Genomic DNA, 21005 nt, shown 5'->3' with positions numbered 1-21005 from the left:
GCCCTGGCCAGGCACCCAGCCAATACAGAGTCAACATGCCTCATCCGGAATCTGAAGCACCCACCGGCGCCAGCCCGCCCCCGGGTCAAGCAGCCCCGGAAGAGCCGCGCATCACCGATCCTCCGGAGGCGCTGTGGTCGCGCAACCCCCTGGCCTGGTTTCGTTTCTTCGGCCCGGGCGCCATCGTGGCCTCGGTGACGGTGGGCAGCGGAGAGATCGTCTTCCCCTCCCGGGGGGGCGCCCTCTTCGGCTACCAACTGCTGTGGATCTACCCGGCGGTAGCCCTGCTGAAGTGGGGCATGGCCTATGCCAGCATGCGCCACATGATCCTCAGCGGCGCCCATCCCTTTCAGCGCTGGACCCACCTGCCCGGCCCGCGCGGCTGGCTCCCCCTGTCCATCGTGGCGGTGGCCGTCCTCTGCCTGCCGCTCTGGTACTCCTGGCTGTCGGGGATTCTGGGAACCCACAGCGCCCAGGTCTCGGGGTATGCCGACCACTGCTTCTGGGCCACCCTCTGGGTGCTGGTGGCCCTCGCCCTCCTCTGGCGGGGCGGCTACCACTTTCTGGAAAGGGCCCAGCTCCTCATCCTGGCCATCATGCTGCTGGCGGTCTTCGTGGCCGTATTCTACATCCGTCCCGACTGGCTGGCCGCCCTCAAGGGATTCCTGATACCCCATGCGCTGCAGTACCCCGAGTGGGCCTTCCAGGTGGTTCCCAAGCTGAGCCAGCGCTCCGAATGGGTGGAAGTCCTGGTCTACGTGGCCGTCATCGGCGGGGGCACCGAGGACTACCTCGCCTACGTGGCCTTCCTGCGGGAAAAACGCTGGGGGCGCAGCCACCTGCCGGCCGTGGCGGGAGACCAGCTTCGCGAGGTGGCCGCCCGCGGAAACCACCCGGGCCGGATCTGGATCCGGGCGGCACTGATCGACACGGTCACCAGCTTCGTCTGCGTGGTCCTGATCGCGGTGGCCTTCACGCTGATGGGAGCGCTTATCCTGCAGCCGCAGCGATTGGTCCCGGACGGACTGGAGCTTGTCAGCTACCAGGCGGCCTTCCTGACCGGCCTGGCCGGCTGGCTCAAGCCTCTCTACGACCTGGCCATCTTCCTGGCCTTCTTCGGCATTCTGCTGGGCGGACCGGAGATGGCCTACCGGCTCTGGTCCTCCTACCTGGACAGCCTGCCCGCCCTGCGCCGGCGGATCAACCACCGGCTGCTGCGGGCGGCCGCCTACGGCTGGACGCTCCTACCGGCCCTGATCATTCTCTGGACCCTCCGCTGGCTGCAGCAGACCGGGGCGGTGGAGCCGGGTTTCGACCTGCTGGACATCGTCACCCCGGCAGGTATCTTCACCAGCTTCGCGGCCAGCTTCTTCTGCTTCGCCAACATCTGGGCCGACCGCAGGTTTCTGTCCCGACCCCTGCGTGCACCTGCTTTCCTCCAGGCCATCAACCTGGCGGCCGGCAGCGCCTTCCTCTTCACCGCCATCAGGGCCATGGCAAGCTACCAGGGGGTGTGGGGCTACGGGTTCCTCATCCTCCTGCTGTCCGGCTGCATGCTGGCGGCCTGGAGAATGCGGTTTCTGTATGAGGAGAGCCCGGCTTGAAGGGGCGCGGTCAAGGGAAGACCGGGCGCGGCGTGCGGCCGGGGCTGCAGGAACCAGAGGCTCAGGCGCGGAGCTTGAACCATGGCAAGGGACTGGCAGTCACTGAACGAATACAGGCTCTTCTGCCGGGGCAGGCTGGCCGACCCCTACCCCCTCTACCACCAACTGCGCGCGGAAGACCCGGTCCACTGGAGCGAGCAGGCCAACAGTTGGATCCTGACCCGCTACGACGACGTGCGCTTCGCCCTGCAGCACGACCCGCGCCTCACGGCGGAGCGGCTCAGCCTGCTGCTGGCCCAGCTCCCCCGGGAAGTTCAGGCGGAAGTGGAGCCCCTGCGGCGGCTCCTCTCCACCTGGATGCAGTACTACGATCCCCCCGACCACACCCGACTGCGCTCCCTGGTGAACCGGGCCTTCACGCCGGGAACCATAGAGCGCCTCCGGCCCCGGATCGAGGCCATTGCCGAGGAGCTGCTCCAGCCGGCGCGAGCCAGGGGACGCCTGGAGGTGATCTCCGAATTCGCCTACCCGCTTCCGGCCATCGTGATTGCCGAGCTGCTGGGCGTGCCCCCCGAGGACCGGGACCGGTTCAAGCGTTGGGCCGACGACCTGACCGTCTTCATGGAAGGGGTGAGCGCCGACTACCCCGCCATAGCCCGCCGCACCAACCGAAGCGTCCTGGAGCTGACCGATTACCTGGGCGGGCTGTTCGAACAACGCCGGCGACAGCCGCGCGCCGACCTGATCAGCGACCTGATCGCGGTCGAGGCCGAGGGGGACCGGCTCAGCCAGGCCGAGCTGTTCGGCATCTGCTCCTTCCTGCTGGAGGCGGGCCACGAGACCACCACCGGCCTGGTCGGCAATGGCCTGCTGGCCCTGCTGCGGCACCCCGACCAACTGCGCAAGCTGCAACAGAACCCGGCCTCGATCGCCCCCGCCGTGGAGGAATGCCTGCGCTACGACGGCCCCATACAACGCATTTCCCGGGTGGTGACAACCGACTTCGAACTGCGAGGCCAAAGGCTGCGCCGGGGCCAGCGCATCTGGGCCATGCAGGGAGCCGCCAACCGCGACCCGCGGCAGTTCCCCCAACCCGACCGCTTCGACATCCTCCGCCGCAACAACAGCCACGTGGCCTTCGGCTACGGCGTCCACCACTGCCTGGGGGCGCCCCTGGCGCGCATCGAGGGACAAATCGCCTTCCAGGCCCTGCTGCGGCTGCCGGAACTGCAAATGGAAAACCAGGTCCCGGAGTGGCAGGAGGGCGTCTCGCTGCGCACTCCGAAGTCGCTGCCGGTAAGGTTCAGAGTGGGTTGAGGAGGATGGATCGGGCTTCTTCGCCGGCTGGCGCTGGGCTCAGATCGGAATGGACATGCGGATGCGCAGGCCCCATGTCCGCGCCCCGGCTTCCTTTCCCTCGAACCCTTCAAGTTCCAGGTTCAAAGGGTTGGTGTCGGGACTGGTGGGTTGAAGGTCGAACTCGCTCCCGACACTCAATTGCTTCCCGTGGCGAGTCCTGCGGAGGCGCCTGACGGGGGTCACCACTCCTCTTCCCAGAAGGCGTCCTCCTGCCAACATCCGCATTCGCGCCAGGCTGGCACGCCGGGAGGCGGCGACACGTCGCGGCGAAGCTGTCGATCGATCTCTGTCAGTGTCTGTTGAGTTTTAGGCATTCTATTCTCCGCTCCCCCTCTGCGGGAAAGTGCCGCCGTCAGCGCAGGTCGACGGCGGCGGTCCAACCGGAAAGACCCCGGAGCCGAAACGTCAGCGTCAGCAGACGATTGCGAACGCCTGTTCCGTAGCCGAGCTCGATCTCGGTGTCAAGAGCGGCTCCTGGTTGGAGGAGGCGGTCGATGGGATCATGGAACAGGCGTGTTCTACCCGCGCGGGAACCTCGGCCGGAAGCGAAGTGGACGGCTAGGCCCCGTTTTTCGGCTCCGGGGTCCCAGCCGGCCTGGATGCCGGCACCCCCAATGCGGAAGGAAGATTGATGCCAGAGAAGGGATTGGCCGTGGGCTGACAGGTCGAGGCCCTTTTCGGGATTGCGCCAGCTGATGCGGCCTGCAGCTTCAAGCGCGGCGCCGCGGTGGGCCGCGCCGCGGTCGAGGCGGCCGCCGGCTTCACCCGTAACAACAACGGTCTGACCGAAAGGACGCAGGGTCTGGGTGATTTCAGCCAGGAGGCGGAGACGGCCTGCGAGGCCGCCGATGGTAGCGGAGGCCTCCTGGAGGTCTGCGCCGATCCAGGCGACGTCGCCATCGGTGCGAACGGCGAGTTCGCGGCGTTCCCAGCTATTGGCGAGAAAACGAGCGCCTCCCCCGGCGAGACGGCCGAAGGCGCGGATATCGTGGTCGCGGTCGAGTTCGCGGAAAGCGACGGGGCCGGTGGCGAAGCCGCCGAGCGCCCAAAGGGCGATGCGATCGGTGGCCTGGACGTGCAAGTAGGGATGGACGGAGTAGAGGGTGGCCTGGGTTTCGCCGTCGAGGACCGCTCCATCGGAGTAATCGATCAGGGATCGGCCGCGCATGAGGGAAGCACCGAGGAGGGTCTTCTTGCCGGAGCGCAGATCGAGGCCGACATGGGCAGCCTGGAAGCCTCCTTGGTAGTCGAGGGTGCGAAGATTGCCGGAGAAATGATGGGTGTTGCCTTCGGCCCAGAGGACGGGCCTCCAGCCCTTGATCCTGGCGAGGAGCTTGCTGAGCGACAGCCTGGGTTGGATCACGCCCATGTTGCGCCGCTCGTTGCGTTGTCTCCAGGTGGCGAGCCAGTCCCCGGGAATGATGCGATCGGCAATGGAAGAAGGCGAGTTCAAGCGGGTAGTTGAGGGTATGGGTGAAACGGCCGGGGAAGCCTCCTGGTAGTCGGCCTGCCAGCCGCCCCACTGCTCGGTCTGGCGGGCGCGGCTGAATCGTTCCTCGAGAGTGGACTGGATGCTGTCGGACCAGGCACGGGCCGAAAGCGCCAGGACGGTTTGGGCTTCGCTGGAAAACTCGTCGATGGAACGCTGTTCGACAAAGGCGACGGTGGCTGAAGGTATAGGGTTGAAGGTAAGCCTGGTAGAGGGTGAATCCAGGCGAAGCTGGATCTTTTCTCCGGATTCGTAGACCTGGTCCGGTAAGGCCTCAATAGTAAAAGTGAGAAGTTGGTCGCCGACGTCAATGGCAATTTCCAGGGGTAATCCCTGGTAATCGTCGATCGTAGCTCCGCCCAGGTGGACAACGGACAGGGAAATCAGCTCGGAACGATCGGCGGCCGGGGTCACCGTAATAGTAACCTCGGCTGGGGATCCGTACTCGTTGGCGGTGTAGTGGGAATGGCTGAAGCTTATGTCGAGGTCCTCGCCGTCGTCATCCAAAAGGGTTATCTCAGCCGAAACCACTGGCACGAGGGCGGTTCCACCGATGAGGATCTGCTCAGCCCCCTCAGGATGAGGGTTGTCAATGGGAGTGAGGGTGAGCTCGCGGGTGGCGCTTAACCGGCCGGCAGGGATCACGAAAGGATCGGCGAGGCCGTCGAGCTCGTAGTCGACCGTAGCAACGGCGGACCCGGCAAGCTCAAGAGCAATTCTAGTGTCGCGAGAAAAAGCGGTATCGCCTTCAAGGCGGGCTTCCAGAAACACACGTGTGGGGGGAGCAGCTTCGCTGAGACTGGCCGGGGAAGCCGTCAGGTAGATCCGAGTCGGGGGAATATCATTGTCGATCAGGAGGACAGTGGCGGTGTTGGAGAAGCCGACGCTGGCGCTTCCGACGATCTCGATGGTTTCCTCAGGTTCGTCCAAGGTGTCGTCGATCGGAGCCAGGGATAGAGAAGTAGAGGCTTCCAGCTCGCCGGCGGGGATGGAAACGGTCAAGGAGCCGGACACGGTGTAGTCAGCGGCTCTGAGAGCCGTTCCGCCCAACTGCAGTGAAACCCAAAGAGGCTGGCTGTACGGCGTGCCGCTACGTATGGCAGCGGTAAGAGTGACCGCCACCGGCCCAGAGCCTTCCTGGATGCTCCGCGGCTCAGCCCGCAGGCTGAGCAGGGACTCGTCGTTATCCAGCAACGTCAATGAGGCCGGAGTGACGGGAAGTCCTCCCGGAGTGCTCCCGGTAACGTCGATCGTTTCATGAAGCTCGTCCCGGCTGTCGTCCACGGGCATGAAGGTGAGGACGGTGGTTGCGAAATGCTGGCCGGCCGGGATGGTGACGCCGAGGATTCCGGAGACGGTATAGTCTCCCTCCTCTCCCTCTATGGCTGTTCCGCCCAGGGAGAGGGAGAGGGCGATCGTACGGGCATAGGCAGTGCCGCCGTCGACTGTGGCGGTGAGAGTGATGTCTGTAGGGGGGTCTCCCTCCGTGATGTCAGAATCATCCACGGAAAGCGAAATCCCGGTAGGCGGCGCATCGTCGTCCACGAGGATGATCTCGGCAGGGTTGACGGGGAGAGAACTGTCGACAACAGCGATAGCGATGGTCTCGTCGATCTCATCGACGAGGTCGTTGTCGGGGCGAAGAAGGAAGGTGGAATGGCCGAGTGAGCTGTTGGATAAGAGGGTTATGGAGAGAGGCAGTACAGGCTGAAAATCGACGGCATCCGGTTGGCCGCTTTCGCGCACGGCGACATTAAAGGTGCGCAACTCGTCGAAGGCAAGACCCTCGCGCAGGGTGAGGGTGACGGTGATGAGAGTGTCGCGGGCGGATTCAGTGAGGCGATCGATATCGACCGATAGGTTGCCGATCGGCTCGCCGCCACCGGTATCGTCGTCAACGAGAGTGAGGACGGTCGGAGTAACGGTCAATCCGGGGGAAGCGCCGTTGACGACGATGGTCTCCTCCCCCTCGACCAGGGGGTCATCGATGGGAACGAAAGTGAGCAGGGTCTGGCCGGTGTCGTCGCCGGGATCGACGGTGATGGCGAGCTCGCCGCCGACCTCATAGTCTCTTGCTGAGGCCGTGCCTGCCAGCGACAGGCTGATGATGCGGGGAGTGGTGGTAACGGCATCCAGCCTGGCGATGACCGCTACCGCGGCCGCAGGCTCGTATTCGGCGATTTCCTGGTCGCTGAGAGTCAGGGTGGCGGAGGTGACCGGAGTGTCGTCGTCATCGATGAGGATCTCAAGGTCATCGATCCCGATAGGGTCGTATCTGGGGTCTTGGCTGGTGGAGGTGTGGCGCAGCAGCGCCACCTCATCGGCGGTGTCGATGTCCTCGGCGACGGTCACGGTGACCGTTTGCGGCTGATTCCAATTCTCAGGCGCAAAGGTCAGCCGCTTCGGATCCCAGTCCAACTCGTCAACGCCGTCACCGAGGCGTGTGAGGTTCAGGACCACGACCGCGAGAGGCTCGGAAGTCAGCTCGAGGGTGTAGGAACCTGTATCGCCCTCATCGATCTGAAGCTCCTCGGGCATGAGGCGGACACCGGCGCGGTCGTCGTCCCGCACGACGACCGCAAGGGTGGCTGTGACCGCCAGGTAGTCCCCCCCCGAGGCTTGGTGGTCAATGGTCACCTCGCGCTTGTCCTCAAGGTTGTCCACGTCGTCGTTGACGCCGCTCACCGTTATCGTGCGGGCCCGGTTCCACTGGGAGGGATTGAAGAGAAGCGTCTCCGGGGAAACGGTCGCAATGGCGCTGTCCTGGCTGGTGAGATTGACGGTAACGGGGTCGGCGGGCAATGTCGCAAGCTGCACCGTATAGGTGGCCGTGGCCCCGGCCTCATCGACCGTCAATGACATCTCGGACAGAATCAGTCCCACTTCGTCGTTGTCGAGGAGGGTCAGCACCGTACCGGTGACCGACAAGCCGCCCGAGGTGCCGGTAATCTCGATCGTCTCGTCGGTCTCATCGACCGGGTCGTCTCGGGCCGTGAAAGTCAGTATGGTGGCGCCCGCTTTCGCAAGCGCCGCGACCGTGATCGACTGCGACCCCGCCACCCCGTAATCCGCCGACGTGGCTGTGCCTGCCAGCGCCAACGCCACCCTCGCCTCTGCGCTCATCGTCCCGCTCAAGGTGGCCGTCACCGTGACCGCGGTCGCCGAATCGTCCTCGGCGAAGCTCCGCGGATTCACCGACAGCGTGACCGTCGGCACCGCCTCGTCATCGACCAGGTTCAGCACGGCCCGGGTCACCGACAATCCGGACGCAGTTCCGGAGATGGTAACGGTCTCATCCCCCTCGTAGACTACGTCTTGGATTGGTGTGAAGATCAGCACCGTCGAGCCGGTCCTGGAGTTGGTGATTTGGATCAACTGCGTGCCGGTCACGGTGTAATCGGCCCAGCTGGCCGTGCCTCCCAGAGAAAGAGCAATCGTCGCGGACGCGAGTGTGCCACTTGCGCTCGCCGTGACGGAAACGGCGGTTGCTGAGTCGTCCTCGGCGAAGCTGGCCGGGGCAACCGACAGGGTGACGGTGGGCACCGGCTCATTGTCGGTCAGCGTGAGGGTGGTTCCGGTCACCACGAGCCCCGCAACGGTGCCGCTCACCGTGATCGTCTCGTCTCCTTCGTAGACCAGGTCCTGAACGGGCGTGAGGGTCAGCACCGTCGTGTTGCTCATCGCAAGCGCCGCGACCGTAATCGCCGGCGTTCCGGCTACGGCGTAATCGGCCGACGTGGCAGTGCCTGCAAGGGTCAGCCCAACCGTCGTCTGCGTGCTTATCGCCCCGCTCAAGGTCGCCGTCACCGTAACCGGGGTTGCCGGGTCGTCTTCGGCAAAGTTCGCCGGGTTGACGGACAACGCGACGGTGGGCACCGCCTCGTCGTCGGTCAGCGTGAGGGTGGCCGAGATCACGACCAGGCCTGTGGCCGCGCCGCTCACCTCGATCGTCTCGTCGCCCTCATAGACCACATCCTGGACCGGCGCGAAAGTCAAGGTTGTGGTGTTCGAGCTGACCAGGGCCGCTACTGTGATCGACTGCGACCCCGTCACCCCGTAATCCGCCGACGTGGCTGTGCCTGCCAGCGCCAACGCCACCCTCGCCTCTGCGCTCATCGTCCCGCTCAAGGTGGCCGTCACCGTGACCGCGGTCGCCGAATCGTCCTCGGCGAAGCTCCGCGGATTCACCGACAGCGTGACCGTCGGCACCGCCTCGTCATCGACCAGGTTCAGCACGGCCCGGGTCACCGACAATCCGGACGCAGTTCCGGAGATGGTAACGGTCTCATCCCCCTCGTAGACTACGTCTTGGATTGGTGTGAAGATCAGCACCGTCGAGCCGGTCCTGGAGTTGGTGATTTGGATCAACTGCGTGCCGGTCACGGTGTAATCGGCCCAGCTGGCCGTGCCTCCCAGAGAAAGAGCAATCGTCGCGGACGCGAGTGTGCCACTTGCGGTCGCCGTGACGGTAACGGCGGTTGCTGAGTCGTCCTCGGCAAAGCTGGCCGGGGCAACCGACAGGGTGACCGACGTTGCCGGAGGCGGAGGGGGAGGAGGTCCGCCGCCGGCCACGGTAAAACTGCACCCCCCTCCGTGGCTGTAACCGGCGGGAGCGTGGAAGCCAACAGATATGTTTCGCCCCCGAGCCCCCCCTGTGTCGGTGGCGGTTCCCGTACCCTGGTACTCGCCGGCTGCGATAACAGGGTTCGTGTGAGTTATGCCGTACCCGATGTTGGTAACCGCTACGGTCAGGTCCGAGTCGGGAGTTGCGGTGCTGGGGGAAATGGTTGCAGTGATAGTTACGTCTTGGCCTGCAACAATTATGGTGGGGGAACAGGTGAGAGATATCGAGGGGGTCTGAGCGTTACTGTCTGCTGGGAAGAGAACGGTCACGAGAAACAGCGCCAACAAAAATCGTAACCATAGGAAAGAGGAGAAGAGTGGGGAATATGCCGACATCCGTGCCTCCGATGGGGGCCTTCGGCAGTGGCAATTCCTTTAATCAAAAGGAACCCTTCCGTTTCCATCCAAATTCTTGTGCGAAGAAATTCCGTGAGAGGGAGGTCGGCTTCATCGAAAGTCTGGACACCAGAGAATGAAATCGGAACCCGACAGGCCGTTGCTCGGACCGAAACAGGCCAAGCGCTGATTTCGACGGTTCAGCGGAAACTCAACCGTCCGTTGGTGTTGTTGAGGGAGCTTGGTTGCGAGGGAGGTTTACTTCGATCGGGTTTCGGTCAGCCTTCACTGGAAACCCGCTTTACTACTGCGTCAGGGTGCACCTGTTGCCGGAAGATGTTCCACCATGGAAATCTCAACAATCTGTACAGCTCACCCACAGAGCTTGGCGCCGAGGGAAATGGCTCTAGCCCGCATTTCTGACTGCCAGCGACTGTCCTCTCCAAATGGTCTCCACGTCCCAGCAGTCGGTAGCAGCATCGTAACCCTCTACAAAGAGTGCCTCTTCCGCAAACCGCAAGCCGCGCCGCCGCGTCATTTGCACCACCATGCGCACGCCGTCAACGATGCTACGACAGGTCACGCTCCAGGGAAGCCGACTGCTTGCCTGGGCGGCGCAACTGGCAAGCCTCGCCAAGGCCGTTTGAGCGCTATTGGCATGGATAGTTGTCAACGAGCCACCGTGGCCGGTATTGAGGGCTTGCAGCAGGTCCGCGGCTTCGCCACCGCGAACCTCACCCATGACGATATGATCCGGACGGTGGCGCAACGCATGTCGCACCAGGTTTCGAATGGTCACCGTGTCCTTGAGTCCACGAGCCTCGAATCGGAGGCAGTTGCCGCGTTTAATGTTCAATTCCAGCACATCTTCGATGGTAATAATGCGTTCCGTCTCGGGCAACAATTCGATCAGTGCATTGAGCAGGGTCGTTTTTCCGCTCCCGGTTCCTCCTGAAACAAGGATGTTCTGGCCTTTCCGCAGCGTGTCTGCGGCTGCATTCAGGATCTCTTTCGCCAATACACCTTGGCGCACCAAGTCGTCCGTCGAGAAAGACCGGCCCCCGAAGCGTCTTACCGTGATCGCCACCATCGGACTGGCCGGCGGCATGCAGATTGCCACACGGGAGCCGTCGTCCAGACGGGCATCCACCAGGGGCGAGTGCACAGGATCCAGGCCCAGGGGGCGAGCAATATGGATGGCGGCACGCCCCAAAGCCTTGGAGTCGAGATCCGGCGCTGACAAGGGATCCAGTTTCCCGTTCTTCTCGATCCAGACGTTGTCCGGCCCGTTAATCATGATTTCGCTCACTTGTTGATCTTCAAGCACCCTCTCCAGTCCCGGCAACAAGGGCTTGAGCATCTCGATTCCACTGGCACTCATGGTGGTGCATCCCCAGGTTGATCCGTTGTTATTCCGATACCAGAGCCCGATCCGTCTGCAGGTAGGTGATGACGATACCCATCGGATTGTGAACCATCAAATCAGGAGGGATTCGGGTGATATAGGAAAACTGCAGGGAAAGAGACCACTTATCCCGCCCTACTTCTTTCTCCTGCCGGATGCGCACCATTTCAAAGTCGGCGGTCGCTCCATGGGGCGGCGACCGATTGGCATGGATACGCAACACGATGTTCTCGACTTTGGTCTCCTCCCGAGCCACTCGAGCCGCCACCAGGGCAATTTTCCTGTTTTCGTCCTGGAATGCGGCATTGGCCAAGTCGGTGGTGAGAAAGCGCAGACTGCGGGTCCAGCGTTCTTGTACCGTGGCGGCCCGACGAGAGTAATGGTCGTGGATGAAGCGATTCAAAAAGTACTTGGTGGTGGGATCGAGGGGGTCGGATTTGGCTTCGACGGCCTTGTATTGTAGGGCTTCGGCCCGACCCACCTCGTCCACACGTACCACGATCGGGCGGGGCATCTCCTGAAAACCGAGGCGCACTACTACGACTGCCAACAAGAGGGTAAGTCCGCCAAGCCCCATGGAGAGAAGGCGGAGGTGACGATTGGAGTTGAGGGTTTCACCCCAGATTTCGGCGTATTCACGGTCTGTGTCTTTTGTGGACATCATCGCCTGGAAACAGCTCTCGATATACTCATGGCAGCTTTACCAGCCGTATGGACAGCCAAGGAAACACCGCCGGATCCAGCCAAGCCGGCTCCTGAAATCAGTAGCGAAGCCATCTCTCCCACTTTGCAGGCCGCCAGGATTCCCGCCGCGCAGAGAGGAAGGAGAATCAGCGACCAGTAAACGACCGCGGCAAAGTTGTCCAGGGGCGGCGAATGACTCAACGTGGTGACGTAACCCAATCCCACGCCGCCCCATATGCGGAGGATGGCTCCGGCGATTGCAGCGTAGAGAGAATAGACAAGCACCGTCCGAAACCAACCCCAGAACAGAAAGGCCATTGGCTCGAATACCAGCCAGGGGATGAAGATGGGGCCGAGCAGGATAGAGATGGATACGGCCAGGTGCCCCCAGAGAACCTGGGCATAGGTGATGAAGAACAGGGCCAGCAGGAGCAGGCCGAAAAATACGAACGCTATCGACGGGACTGTCTGTGTGACTGCGGCATATGCCGTAGAGGGTGACAGGTCTTCGAAGTCGATCCGCTGCCAGGCCGCCAGTATAGCGTTGCCCTGCGCGGTAAACAGGGTGTTGAGTTCCGTGTGCATGCCGGAGACGATGTCGGAAACAAACATGTTTTGCAGCCAGATCCCCTGTTCCACCACGATCTGCGGAAAGGTAGAGTTGGTGTGAGGAAGAGCCTGGCTGTAGTAGTGCAGCATGGTTTTGGGAACACTTAGAACGAAGATGAGCTTCACGATCTCCCAGGAATTGAAGGACCCGCTGAAGGCAACCTGCAATCCTGCCCAGGTCACTGCAATGGTGGCTATTGCCAGCCACAGTTCGTCACCCGCCTGGATAATGCCGGGTGAAGCCGCACCCACAACGTCATCCAGCACCCTGTCGAGGAACGCCTTGAAATTCTGCTGCTGTTCCTCGGGGATTATCGCCGGAACATTCGGATCTATCGATTGTGGCGGACGGAGTTGCATGGGACCGGGGGCTTAACCCGCATATCTCACCAGGCCGCTGAGCCTACGGTAGTAACGTATTCGTGTTTAACATCTTGTGGCGCTTTGTATGGAGTCTTCAGCCTACACACGGTGCTGGGCGCGCCCTGGCTTGTCCTTTTCCCCTCAGCGCATCCATGCTCGCTCGACCGTAGTGACCGCTACGCTCTTCGCTCCCGAGCACGCGCTGAGGGGAAAATGCCTGCGCCATGATCACGCCCCCTGGTGAGAAATGCGGGTTAATGTGAATCACCAAAGGCGGACGGAATCCGGTAGACCAAGCCTTCCCGTAGTCCATCGGCGCTCGCGGCAATGTCCGCCTGTTGCTTTTCGAACAGCACCTTCCCTGCCTCTTGACGCCGCTCCCACTGCTTCCATTGCTGCCGCCGCTTGAGTTCATCCTGGTAGTCTCGAGCGGTTCCCCGTGCTGCCTCGAAAGCCATCAGTTGCGCCATGGCGGATAGGAGTTCTCCCTGGGTGGCCAGACCCGTCACCTGAGCTTGAGCCAAGGCGGTGTCCGAGACATTGCTGTTGGAACGGAGTTTCTGGAGAGACTCTCGCGCGCTCGCTGCAGTTTCGATCAATGCCGTCGCCGAGTCGTCAACCAGGTAGGTGGTCACACGTCGATTGTCGGCTTCTTCCCGGTCCTGAAGGTAGTGATCCGATACCCGGGCCGCCACCTGGGGATCCAGATGGCTCAACAGTTCAACGATGTCTGCCTGGTTGGTTTGAATTTGATTCAGGATTTTTCTCCAGCTTTCCCGCAGCGGTTGGCCGGAGGCCAGCCGTTTGGCAGCGCCAACCAACTCTCTGGCTGACCCTGTAAATTCCGTCTGCCACTGCATAGTATCGACTACCAGGTTGGTGGGTCCCGCGACCAACTCCGCGAAAGACTCCTCAAGCGCTCCGATTTGCCCCAAGGCAGCCTCCTTCATGTGGAGGATCTGTTCCCTGGTCTTGGTAAGCTGTTCGGTAAATTGCCTGATTTGAGTGACTTGGTTGGCGATCTGCATTTTCTCGTTCAGCCTTTGTAGAAGCTGGTTCACGATCATCTGGGCTCTTTGGGCGGCCGCAACGGGGTCGATGCCGTAGAGGGGAGCGGCGCAGAGGCTGACGAGCAGCACGAGGGAAACGATTCTCTTCTTCATGGCTGGTCTCTTCCTTTCTTGGGTCTTGATTTAGGCACAAGCACATCGGACGTGAACCAGATTCGCAACCGATGACCGGCCCGGATGGTTATGGTGGGTAGACGATTGAGAAAGCGCTGCAGGATCTGGGTTGCGGCCAAGCCAAACCCCTGGCCCGACCCGGCTCGAGGTCCCTGGATCCCCCCGCCGTAGGGAGTGCTTCCCTGCAGGGTGAGTCCCGACAGCACGCCGACGGCTCCGGCGGCCGCAAACGTCGAAACATAGTGACGGTCGACCTGGTCCTTGAGCGCCGACTCCCCCACTTGGCTGAGTCCCCGGAATTCAAGGGATATCCATCGCCCGTCGGGGAGAAACAATCGGTCGAAGGTCACGGCCAGCCGTTGCTGGTCGCTGTGAGTGACCTCCCGCGCCGTGCCGACCGCCCGCGCTCCCCGCGGCACCAGGACCCGCTGGCGATCTTGAGAGTAAAACGGCACCGATACCATGGCCAGTACCGGTCCGGGGAAGTCTCCTGAAAGTTGCGTCAAAAGGACGCCCTCCAGAAAGGCCCCCTGATAAATCCGCTCCCAACCCGGCGGGTCCGAGGACTGGACCAGTTTGGAAGGGCGTGCCGGGTCCGCGGAGGACTGTTTGGAAACCTCCACGGAAGGACGTGAAGGGGCAGGTCTCTTCAGGGCGCCGGACAGCCCATTCGTATCGGAGCTGGAGGAGTTCAGCGCGGCACTGAGGTTGGCCACGACATCCCGCAGTTCCGATTCCGCAGTAGAGGGCACCCTTGAAGCCTCCTCCGGCTGGAATGCAGCCGAACCAGGCTCCGGCTTGAGGGATATCTCCTCCGTACCCCGATCGGATCGGTAGGTTTGGACCAACGGTCGGGAACGAAGAGACCTGGCTCGCCTCTCGATATCCTCCAGACGCAGACTCTCACGCAGCTTGATCTCGTCCTCGCTCGGTCCCGGATCCGAGTTCACAAGCACCCCCCCAGCTTCCCGGACAACCGGGACCATTGCGGACTGATTCAGTTCATCGGAGGGTGCTGACGCCGGCGTTGGCCAAGGCAGTCTGTCCAAGGCCCGGGCGGCAAGCCGCTGCTCCTGCCGTTCGGTTTCTCTGTCGATGAGAGCACTGAGGTGTCGTTGAACGCCCTGATTTGCGGGTTGTGGGATCGCATCGGAACTTGCAGCGGGAGCCCTGTTCGTCTTGGTGAAGGAATGGGTGAGCATCAGCGCCCCGCAAAGCACGGCGATGGCTCCAACGCCGATGCGGGTCATCAGGTTGCCGGGGAGTGCTCCGGCCGGTTTGGAGTGCATTTGTTTCCAATGAATCATGGGGCTAGGGTTGTAGTCCTGCATCCACAAACCGCCACTTGGCCTTATTGTTCCCAATGGCAAGCCAGCCGTCGCCCAAGACATGCCGTACCACATAGAGTCCATCCTGGCTGAGGTCATAGGACACCAGGTTGGGCGATCCATCCTTCAACTCGTAGAGCGCCGGGGATTCCTGCGCCTGACAGCGCAGATAGGTAAACTGACCGTCGTGCCAAAGGGCTTCGACCAGAAACGGTCGCTCAAATGCCCTTTTTTCGAGACGGTACGGCCACTTCAAGCGAGCCGGATAGCTGGAGCGAAACTGATCGATGGTCTTGGCGGCCTCCTGCTTTGCCTCGTTGACCCGGGCCTCCGCATCGCTCTTGGCGGCCAGCGCGGCCTCGTTTGCTTGCCGTGCCGCGTATTGGTATCCCTCCACCATGCTTCGCGAGACGAATGCCGGCTTGTGCGGCGACTCGGCGGCATGGCCGTACCCACCTCCGGTCCGTTCGATTCGAACCACGAGGTGAGGGGACTCGGCGCCTTCACTCGCCAGAAAGGTGTAGATCCGACCGCTGGCGCATACCAGCGTCACGTTGGTGCGCACACCCGTGGCGATGGGTTTGAGGTATGCCAGGTTGGCTGCCCCGCTAAGGTGCCAGTAGTCGGAGTCGCCAACCACGAAGTCCAGGATATTTTCAGTCTTCGGGAGAACCAGCACAGTCGTATGTCGAACCTTGGCCCGGATCTCGATAATCTGATCCTGCCTCTCATTGACTCGAAGCACGCCACTTCCGGTCGCGACTCCTGACAGCACAGTCCAGCAGACCACCAGGAACGCGATGGTGGGAAACGGAATTCCCGTGGGTAGTGCTGCGTTCATCCCGCCACTCCCTTGGACAACCGTTCAATGCCCTGTTTCAACCCGTATCGCTGGATGAAATCGCTCCGCCTTTCCGCATCAGGCGGCGAGGAGGTATATAGCCAGTAGCTCTTTGGATCCACGTTCAGCCGCAGTACTCCGGTCAAACTCGGACGCCGCAGGTAGAGCTCCCGCTTGGGAACCAATTCTCTGACAAGTTCAAATTCCCCTTCATTGAGCTGAAACATCCGGCCGGCCTGAGTCGGCAAATCCGGGTTGGCCAGAAATATCTTGGTCGGCATCGACTCCAGGAGCGGTTCGGCACCAGCGGTTCCGGTGATATCCGCTGCTGACTGGGTGGCCATGACCAGGGCAGCGTTGCGTTTGCGCCAGGTCTTCGCAGATTCGGCCAGGTAAGCCACGACGGCAGGATCGCGCAGATAGCGCCAAGCCTCGTCCACTACCATGAGCTTCACCCGGGCGATGTCGGCAGGGTCTTCCAACTGCAGGCGCAGGCGTTCGAGCAGGTAAAACAGGGCTGCTTCGCAGAGGTCCTCATGTTCAGCCGCTCCAGCCAGATCGATAACCTGCCAGTCTTTCAGATCGAGATCCGCCCCAGCGGCGGAGTGGTCGAAATAGCTTGCCCAGGCTCCATCGCCATGCCAGCGCGACATTGCCGGCCACATCTTGCTGGGAAGGGCTCGCACCAGGGCGCTCAATGTGCGCCGATCGGGAGAGAAGAGATAGAGGTCTTGAACGCGGCTGCGAATTTCATTGGTGTCGTCGCCTTCCACCGTCCACCCGCCCAGTCGCAACAGGCGAACCACCCAACCGGTGAGGAATTGAAAGGATCGCTCGGTGCGAGGTAGGGAGAACGGCCTTAATTGAAAGGCAGGATTGAGTGCTCCGGAGGGAGCCATCTCCAGGTAGCTTCCCCCCAGAAAGGCCGTGAGCCAACGGTAGGATCCACCCAGGTCGAGTATCAGAACCCTGGGTTGGTACTGAAGGGCTGAGACAAGCAGGAAATTCAGCAGGAACGACTTGCCGCTTCCGGTCGCCCCGAGCACCAGCGTGTGTCCCACGTCGCCGTCAAAGAGGTCGTAGTGAAAGGGGGTTTGCCAGCGGGTTTCCAGGACCGCCAATGCGGGACGCCGCAAGTGCCTGCTGGTCGAGTATCCGACCGGAGGACCGAAGATGGGAGCCAGGCAGGCGGCCAGGCCGGCGGAACCGAACAGGGTGCGAACCTGACGCTTCCTGGGCTGGGCCGGCCAGCGGCAGAACCAGGCGGGCAACTGTCCGTATCCCTCCCGGATGACTTTGGCGTCGTGAGAGGAAAAGATACGTCGCACATCGCCGTCCAGGCGTTCGATCTCTCCCAGTTCTCCGTGCAATGCAATACAGAGCGCCATTTCACCATAAGCAATCCCGTCGGCTTCGAGTTCCACCAGCGCTTCCCCGAGCCGCTCGGACTCGACCTCGGCAGCCGAGTCCACCATTGCCGTATCCGTTCCTTCCTTCTCCTGCATGTGAGCTGCAAGGGAGTAGCGCTTGGCGAAATAGTGTCGGCGAGCCGATCGAATTCTCTTCCGAGCCTGGTCCAGCTCCAGAGGCCTCCATTCCAGGGAAACCGTCAGAGTGGCATCCAGGCAATAGAGATCGTTGAGCAGATTCGCAGAGGCTTGGCCAGGTGGGGACAGAAGGGAGTAGAGAATGACCGGCTCGCCATCCAGGCGAAGATGGCGGCGTTCCGCCTCCAGCTCGGAAAGGGCCAGGCGCCAGTTGAGCCCGCTTCCGGTGGCTCCATCCCAGGAAGTGCCGGGACGGTTGATCAACTCGCTCAACAGGCACGATCCAGACTTGGGAGTCAGCAATTCAATGGGAGTGAGATCCTCCACCAGGGCCCGATGGGCTTGCACAAGCTGGCGAAAACCATCCGCTGCGGTTTGAATGGCTGCATAAAGGTACGCCGTTTCGGGAATTCCGCCCTGTCGAGCCAGCCAACTGCGTGCGAAGGACGTCCAGCCGGACTCCCGATTGACCGCAGACCTCAACTGTGGGTCATGGCACCACACCAGAAAGGTCTGCATCTCCCGAATCCGACCTGCCAGGAACAGGCGCCTTTGATGCTGGGAAAGCTTGCTGACGTCGCCACCATGCTGCGGGATCTCATTCCACCGACTGGGCCGGCGAAGGAGATAGAAGTAAAGCCGCGTGCGAGGACCGATGTCGGACAGCAACCGCTGCCAGCGATCCAGCACTCGATCCAAGTGTTCGGGCCGCCGTCCATCGATCCCCATAGGCGCCAACCGGCCGGCGGCCAGGAGTTCGCCCGCTCGAGTGAGACAGGTTGTTCCGTCCGGCAGCCACCCCCAATAGGGGATCTCTTCGGCAAGGGCTCCCGATCTACCGTAGTCCCGGGCTTCAGAATTCATGTTCATGTGACCTCACCTACCGGAGATCCAGGTACCAGGGCGTTTCCGCCCATTTGCCGGGGTCGTACCGCACTTTGGATCGGGCGGCTTCCCGCAACAGGCTCAGCATATTGGGATCCTGCTTCCAAGCCAGCCGGCCGGTAGCAAGCAGCAATGCCAGAACAAGTATTGCTGCCAGAAGTGAGTCACCGGCATTCCAAAGCGACACTGCCAGTGTCGCGCTCAAGAGAAACCAGCGCCGTTCCACGCCCAGAATCATCAGCGGTCGGCTGAGGACGGGATAGCCGTTCCATCGGCGTTTTCCTGTCATTTCGCGGTCACACCCCAAATAGCCACTTCATGAAATTGGCAGCCCCCAGAGCCATGCCCAGCCCGAAAATGGTGCCGGCCATGGCTCGCTTGGATCCACCTTCACCGTAAGCAAACATCAAACCTCCGACCACAATGGCGATGAGTGACAGCCCTTTCGCCAATGGGCCTGTAAACGTTTTCGACAATTCGTCGACGGCCATGACCCAAGGGCTTGTTCCGGTCCCTTGAGCCAGCAGGGCACTCTCTTGAAGCAGCAGAAGCAAAGTTGGAATACCCCTGCGAAAAGGGGCAAACTTGGACGCAATTCGGCACACACCGGAGACAGTCGGCATAACATCCTCCGCCGTTCTCTTTCGGCAAGATTTAGTTTGGAAACTGTAGAATGTTGCTCGGAGGGAGTGGGTAAAACTTACAATGACTCCCTGCGGGATTGCAACAATAATTTTCGGGCCGGCTATTCTGCTTCGAGAGGAACGAAGAGCACCGTGAGACTGTGCCGGTGACCACCGGAGGAACGCCATGAAGATCGTTGCCAGGGGGACGCTGAACCGGGGGGAGGTAGGAACCGACCGGGCCGTCGGGACCTTTCCCAAGCTGCTGGGACTGAAGGACGGAAGAGTGCTGGCCACCTACAAGGTGGGCCCCAACAAGGACTCGGACCGGGCCACCTCCGAGATCCGCTGGTCGGAAGACCTGGGGCAGAGCTGGACGGAACCGACGACCCTGGAGTCCCCCAGAATCGGGGGGAAGAGAGGGATACTGTGGAGCACCTATCCCACCCAGCTCTCGTCCGGGCGCCTGGTGCTGATTTCCATGTGGGTGGACCGAGAATCCTTCCCCGGCTCCAAGATCTTTCATGCCGAAACCGAGGGCTGCCTGCCCATGACCGTGCTCTGGTCGGAGTCGGACGACGGCGGCCGGAGCTGGAGCCCCTGGCGGGTCATTCCCACTCCGGAGGAGCTGGGGCCGCCCAGCGTGACCAGCCCCCTGATGGAGCTGGCCGGCGGCAGGCTGGCATTGAGCGTGGAGACCAACAAGCCCTACCTGGACGCCTCCAGGTGGTACCAGCGGGTGGTCTATCTCTATTCGGAGGACGGGGGGAGATCCTGGAGCGCCCCCCACACGGTGAGCCAGGACCCGACCGGCAGGATGTTCAACTGGGACCAGCGGGCGGGAGTGGCCCCCGACGGGCGCATCGTCACCTTCACCTGGTATTTCGACAGCCAGACGGGAACCTACCTGAACATCCGGCGCCGCATCAGCCGGGACGAGGGCCGGAGCTGGTCCGAACCCGAGGACCTGGGCTTTACGGACCAGGCGGCCAGGCCCGCCATTCTGCCCGACGGCAGAACGGTGCTGGCCTGGGTGGACCGGTTCGGCACCCAATCCATCCGGGCACGGCTGGCGCCCTCCATTGACGGGGCCTTCTCGCCCGAGACCGAGGTGGTGATCTACGACCACGCCGCCGCCATGAGGAACCGCCCCTCTTCCGGAGAGAACATGGCCGACACCTTGGCGGTCATGAGCGACTGGAGCTACGGACTGCCCTTCGCCACGGTCTTGCCCAACGGGGAGGTGCTGATCGTCTACTATGCGGGGCTGGCTGAACGGATGGACGTGGAGTGGGCGCGCCTGTCCTGTTGAGGACCCTCAATAGCGCCGGTGGCGGGACGGAACCAACCTCTTCGGTCCCCAGCGGGTCAGGAAGCGCTTGAACCTGCGGGCGTGGTAGGACTTCCCCTTTTCCAGCCTGGCGGTGTCCTGCGAGTGCAGCAGCTTGCCCCGGCCGTCAAGCACGAAGAAGTGGGGATAGCCGGCCACCTCGGGGTAGCGCGAGAGCACCTCTTCGTTCTCGTTCTCCGGACTGTAGTTCACCTTGACCACCACGAAGTTCCGCTCCAGCAGCGCGTTCAGCTTCTTTTTCTCCTTCAGGTAGTCGTCCAGCCGGTGGCACCAGACGCACCACTCCCCACCGACCTCGACCAGCACGTGCCGTTTCGAGCGCCCGGCCTCGGCCACGGCGGCCTCGATGTCGGCGGCGGCATCGCGTTCGGGGTCGTACTGCAGGACCGGCTGGTAAGCGGGAGCGGCCTGTTCGGTGGCGAAGGCGGGCAGGAGAAGCGCGAGCATGGCCGGAAGTACGAAGAGTGCCGAGCGCATCGGCCTGGTAATCACGAAAAACCTCCTGGGCTTCCCCCACACCCTGGCGGGCGGATCATGCCAGAGTGAAACAACGGACCCATAGGACTCCATGAACAGGACGAGAGGCCGGTGCGCAGCAAGGGGAGCGCACCGGTCGGAATCTTGAAAGGCCAGCCGGATGGCCCCCGTCACTCTTGCTCCTCGAGGGGGTAGGCGCCGGCTTGCCGGGCCGCGGCCCTGCCCATGCGGCAGAGCCGTCACGCTTGGTGGCCCTTCGTCGTCCTTCGTATCTCTTCTTGGATTGCCCTTTTCTCG

General features: G+C 62.3%; 16 protein-coding genes. 3 read left to right on the top strand and 13 right to left on the bottom strand.

Features of this window, described 5'->3' with window-relative positions; all coding sequences use genetic code 11:
- The first annotated feature begins 35 nt into the window (after positions 1-35).
- Positions 36-1604: an Nramp family divalent metal transporter gene (locus OXI69_16630; GenBank protein MDE2667770.1), complete on the top strand. Its 1569-nt coding sequence runs from the start codon at positions 36-38 to the stop codon at positions 1602-1604.
- An 81-nt stretch (positions 1605-1685) separates the two neighbouring features.
- Positions 1686-2921, top strand: a complete 1236-nt coding sequence (locus tag OXI69_16625) for a cytochrome P450 (GenBank protein ID MDE2667769.1) — start codon at positions 1686-1688, stop codon at positions 2919-2921.
- Positions 2922-2960: 39 nt separating this feature from the next.
- Here OXI69_16625 and OXI69_16620 read toward each other — a convergent pair whose 3' ends face one another.
- From OXI69_16620 to OXI69_16565, 12 genes are all read right to left on the bottom strand, one after another.
- Positions 2961-3146 carry a hypothetical protein gene (locus OXI69_16620; GenBank protein MDE2667768.1) on the bottom strand — a complete coding sequence of 62 codons (186 nt, stop codon included), beginning with the start codon at positions 3144-3146 and terminating at the stop codon, positions 2961-2963.
- On the bottom strand, positions 3143-3277 hold the full coding sequence (locus OXI69_16615; protein ID MDE2667767.1) for a hypothetical protein: 135 nt from the start codon (positions 3275-3277) through the stop codon (positions 3143-3145). Before OXI69_16615 ends, OXI69_16620 begins: the two co-directional genes overlap by 4 nt.
- A gap of 38 nt (positions 3278-3315) precedes the next feature.
- On the bottom strand, positions 3316-9024 hold the full coding sequence (locus OXI69_16610) for a hypothetical protein (GenBank protein ID MDE2667766.1): 5709 nt from the start codon (positions 9022-9024) through the stop codon (positions 3316-3318).
- A 793-nt stretch (positions 9025-9817) separates the two neighbouring features.
- Positions 9818-10792, bottom strand: a complete 975-nt coding sequence (locus OXI69_16605) for an ATPase, T2SS/T4P/T4SS family (GenBank protein MDE2667765.1) — start codon at positions 10790-10792, stop codon at positions 9818-9820.
- A 28-nt stretch (positions 10793-10820) separates the two neighbouring features.
- Complete coding sequence (locus OXI69_16600) at positions 10821-11477, bottom strand: VirB8/TrbF family protein (protein MDE2667764.1); 657 nt, start codon at positions 11475-11477, stop codon at positions 10821-10823.
- Positions 11477-12376 carry a type IV secretion system protein gene (locus OXI69_16595; GenBank protein MDE2667763.1) on the bottom strand — a complete coding sequence of 300 codons (900 nt, stop codon included), beginning with the start codon at positions 12374-12376 and terminating at the stop codon, positions 11477-11479. The genes OXI69_16600 and OXI69_16595 overlap by 1 nt, the downstream gene beginning before the upstream one ends.
- Before the next feature lie 350 nt (positions 12377-12726).
- Entirely contained in the window at positions 12727-13635 is a 909-nt protein-coding gene (locus OXI69_16590) for a hypothetical protein (protein MDE2667762.1), read from the bottom strand.
- Positions 13632-14945, bottom strand: a complete 1314-nt coding sequence (locus OXI69_16585; GenBank protein ID MDE2667761.1) for a TrbI/VirB10 family protein — start codon at positions 14943-14945, stop codon at positions 13632-13634. The genes OXI69_16590 and OXI69_16585 overlap by 4 nt, the downstream gene beginning before the upstream one ends.
- A 22-nt stretch (positions 14946-14967) precedes the next feature.
- A complete protein-coding gene (locus OXI69_16580; GenBank protein MDE2667760.1) occupies positions 14968-15825 on the bottom strand; it encodes a TrbG/VirB9 family P-type conjugative transfer protein in 858 nt (285 codons plus the stop codon).
- Positions 15822-18242 carry a DUF87 domain-containing protein gene (locus OXI69_16575; GenBank protein MDE2667759.1) on the bottom strand — a complete coding sequence of 807 codons (2421 nt, stop codon included), beginning with the start codon at positions 18240-18242 and terminating at the stop codon, positions 15822-15824. The genes OXI69_16580 and OXI69_16575 overlap by 4 nt, the downstream gene beginning before the upstream one ends.
- Before the next feature lie 10 nt (positions 18243-18252).
- Complete coding sequence (locus OXI69_16570) at positions 18253-18546, bottom strand: VirB3 family type IV secretion system protein (protein MDE2667758.1); 294 nt, start codon at positions 18544-18546, stop codon at positions 18253-18255.
- Between the two features lie 7 nt (positions 18547-18553).
- Positions 18554-18880: a TrbC/VirB2 family protein gene (locus tag OXI69_16565; protein ID MDE2667757.1), complete on the bottom strand. Its 327-nt coding sequence runs from the start codon at positions 18878-18880 to the stop codon at positions 18554-18556.
- A 187-nt stretch (positions 18881-19067) separates the two neighbouring features.
- On the opposite strand from OXI69_16565, the gene OXI69_16560 reads away from it, so the two are divergent.
- Positions 19068-20192, top strand: a complete 1125-nt coding sequence (locus OXI69_16560; GenBank protein ID MDE2667756.1) for a sialidase family protein — start codon at positions 19068-19070, stop codon at positions 20190-20192.
- Positions 20193-20198: 6 nt separating this feature from the next.
- Here OXI69_16560 and OXI69_16555 read toward each other — a convergent pair whose 3' ends face one another.
- Positions 20199-20723, bottom strand: coding sequence for a thioredoxin family protein (locus OXI69_16555; protein MDE2667755.1), 525 nt, complete (start codon positions 20721-20723; stop codon positions 20199-20201).
- Between the last annotated feature and the right edge of the window lie 282 nt (positions 20724-21005).

The sequence above is a fragment of the Acidobacteriota bacterium genome (assembly GCA_028875575.1).
GTDB lineage: Bacteria > Acidobacteriota > Terriglobia > Versatilivoradales > Versatilivoraceae > Versatilivorator.
Note: the sequence above shows the minus strand (reverse complement) of the source record. Positions and strands in the feature narration are given on the sequence as shown.

Excerpts from the sequence above, each read along its gene's own strand:
- OXI69_16630 (MDE2667770.1), top strand. The coding sequence starts at position 36 with ATGCCTCATCCGGAATCTGAAGCACCCACCGGCGCCAGCCCGCCCCCG.
- OXI69_16625 (MDE2667769.1), top strand. The coding sequence starts at position 1,686 with ATGGCAAGGGACTGGCAGTCACTGAACGAATACAGGCTCTTCTGCCGG.
- OXI69_16615 (MDE2667767.1), bottom strand. The coding sequence starts at position 3,277 with ATGCCTAAAACTCAACAGACACTGACAGAGATCGATCGACAGCTTCGC.
- OXI69_16605 (MDE2667765.1), bottom strand. The coding sequence starts at position 10,792 with ATGAGTGCCAGTGGAATCGAGATGCTCAAGCCCTTGTTGCCGGGACTG.
- OXI69_16600 (MDE2667764.1), bottom strand. The coding sequence starts at position 11,477 with ATGTCCACAAAAGACACAGACCGTGAATACGCCGAAATCTGGGGTGAA.
- OXI69_16590 (MDE2667762.1), bottom strand. The coding sequence starts at position 13,635 with ATGAAGAAGAGAATCGTTTCCCTCGTGCTGCTCGTCAGCCTCTGCGCC.
- OXI69_16585 (MDE2667761.1), bottom strand. The coding sequence starts at position 14,945 with ATGCACTCCAAACCGGCCGGAGCACTCCCCGGCAACCTGATGACCCGC.
- OXI69_16580 (MDE2667760.1), bottom strand. The coding sequence starts at position 15,825 with ATGAACGCAGCACTACCCACGGGAATTCCGTTTCCCACCATCGCGTTC.
- OXI69_16575 (MDE2667759.1), bottom strand. The coding sequence starts at position 18,242 with ATGAACATGAATTCTGAAGCCCGGGACTACGGTAGATCGGGAGCCCTT.
- OXI69_16570 (MDE2667758.1), bottom strand. The coding sequence starts at position 18,546 with ATGACAGGAAAACGCCGATGGAACGGCTATCCCGTCCTCAGCCGACCG.
- OXI69_16565 (MDE2667757.1), bottom strand. The coding sequence starts at position 18,880 with ATGCCGACTGTCTCCGGTGTGTGCCGAATTGCGTCCAAGTTTGCCCCT.
- OXI69_16560 (MDE2667756.1), top strand. The coding sequence starts at position 19,068 with ATGAAGATCGTTGCCAGGGGGACGCTGAACCGGGGGGAGGTAGGAACC.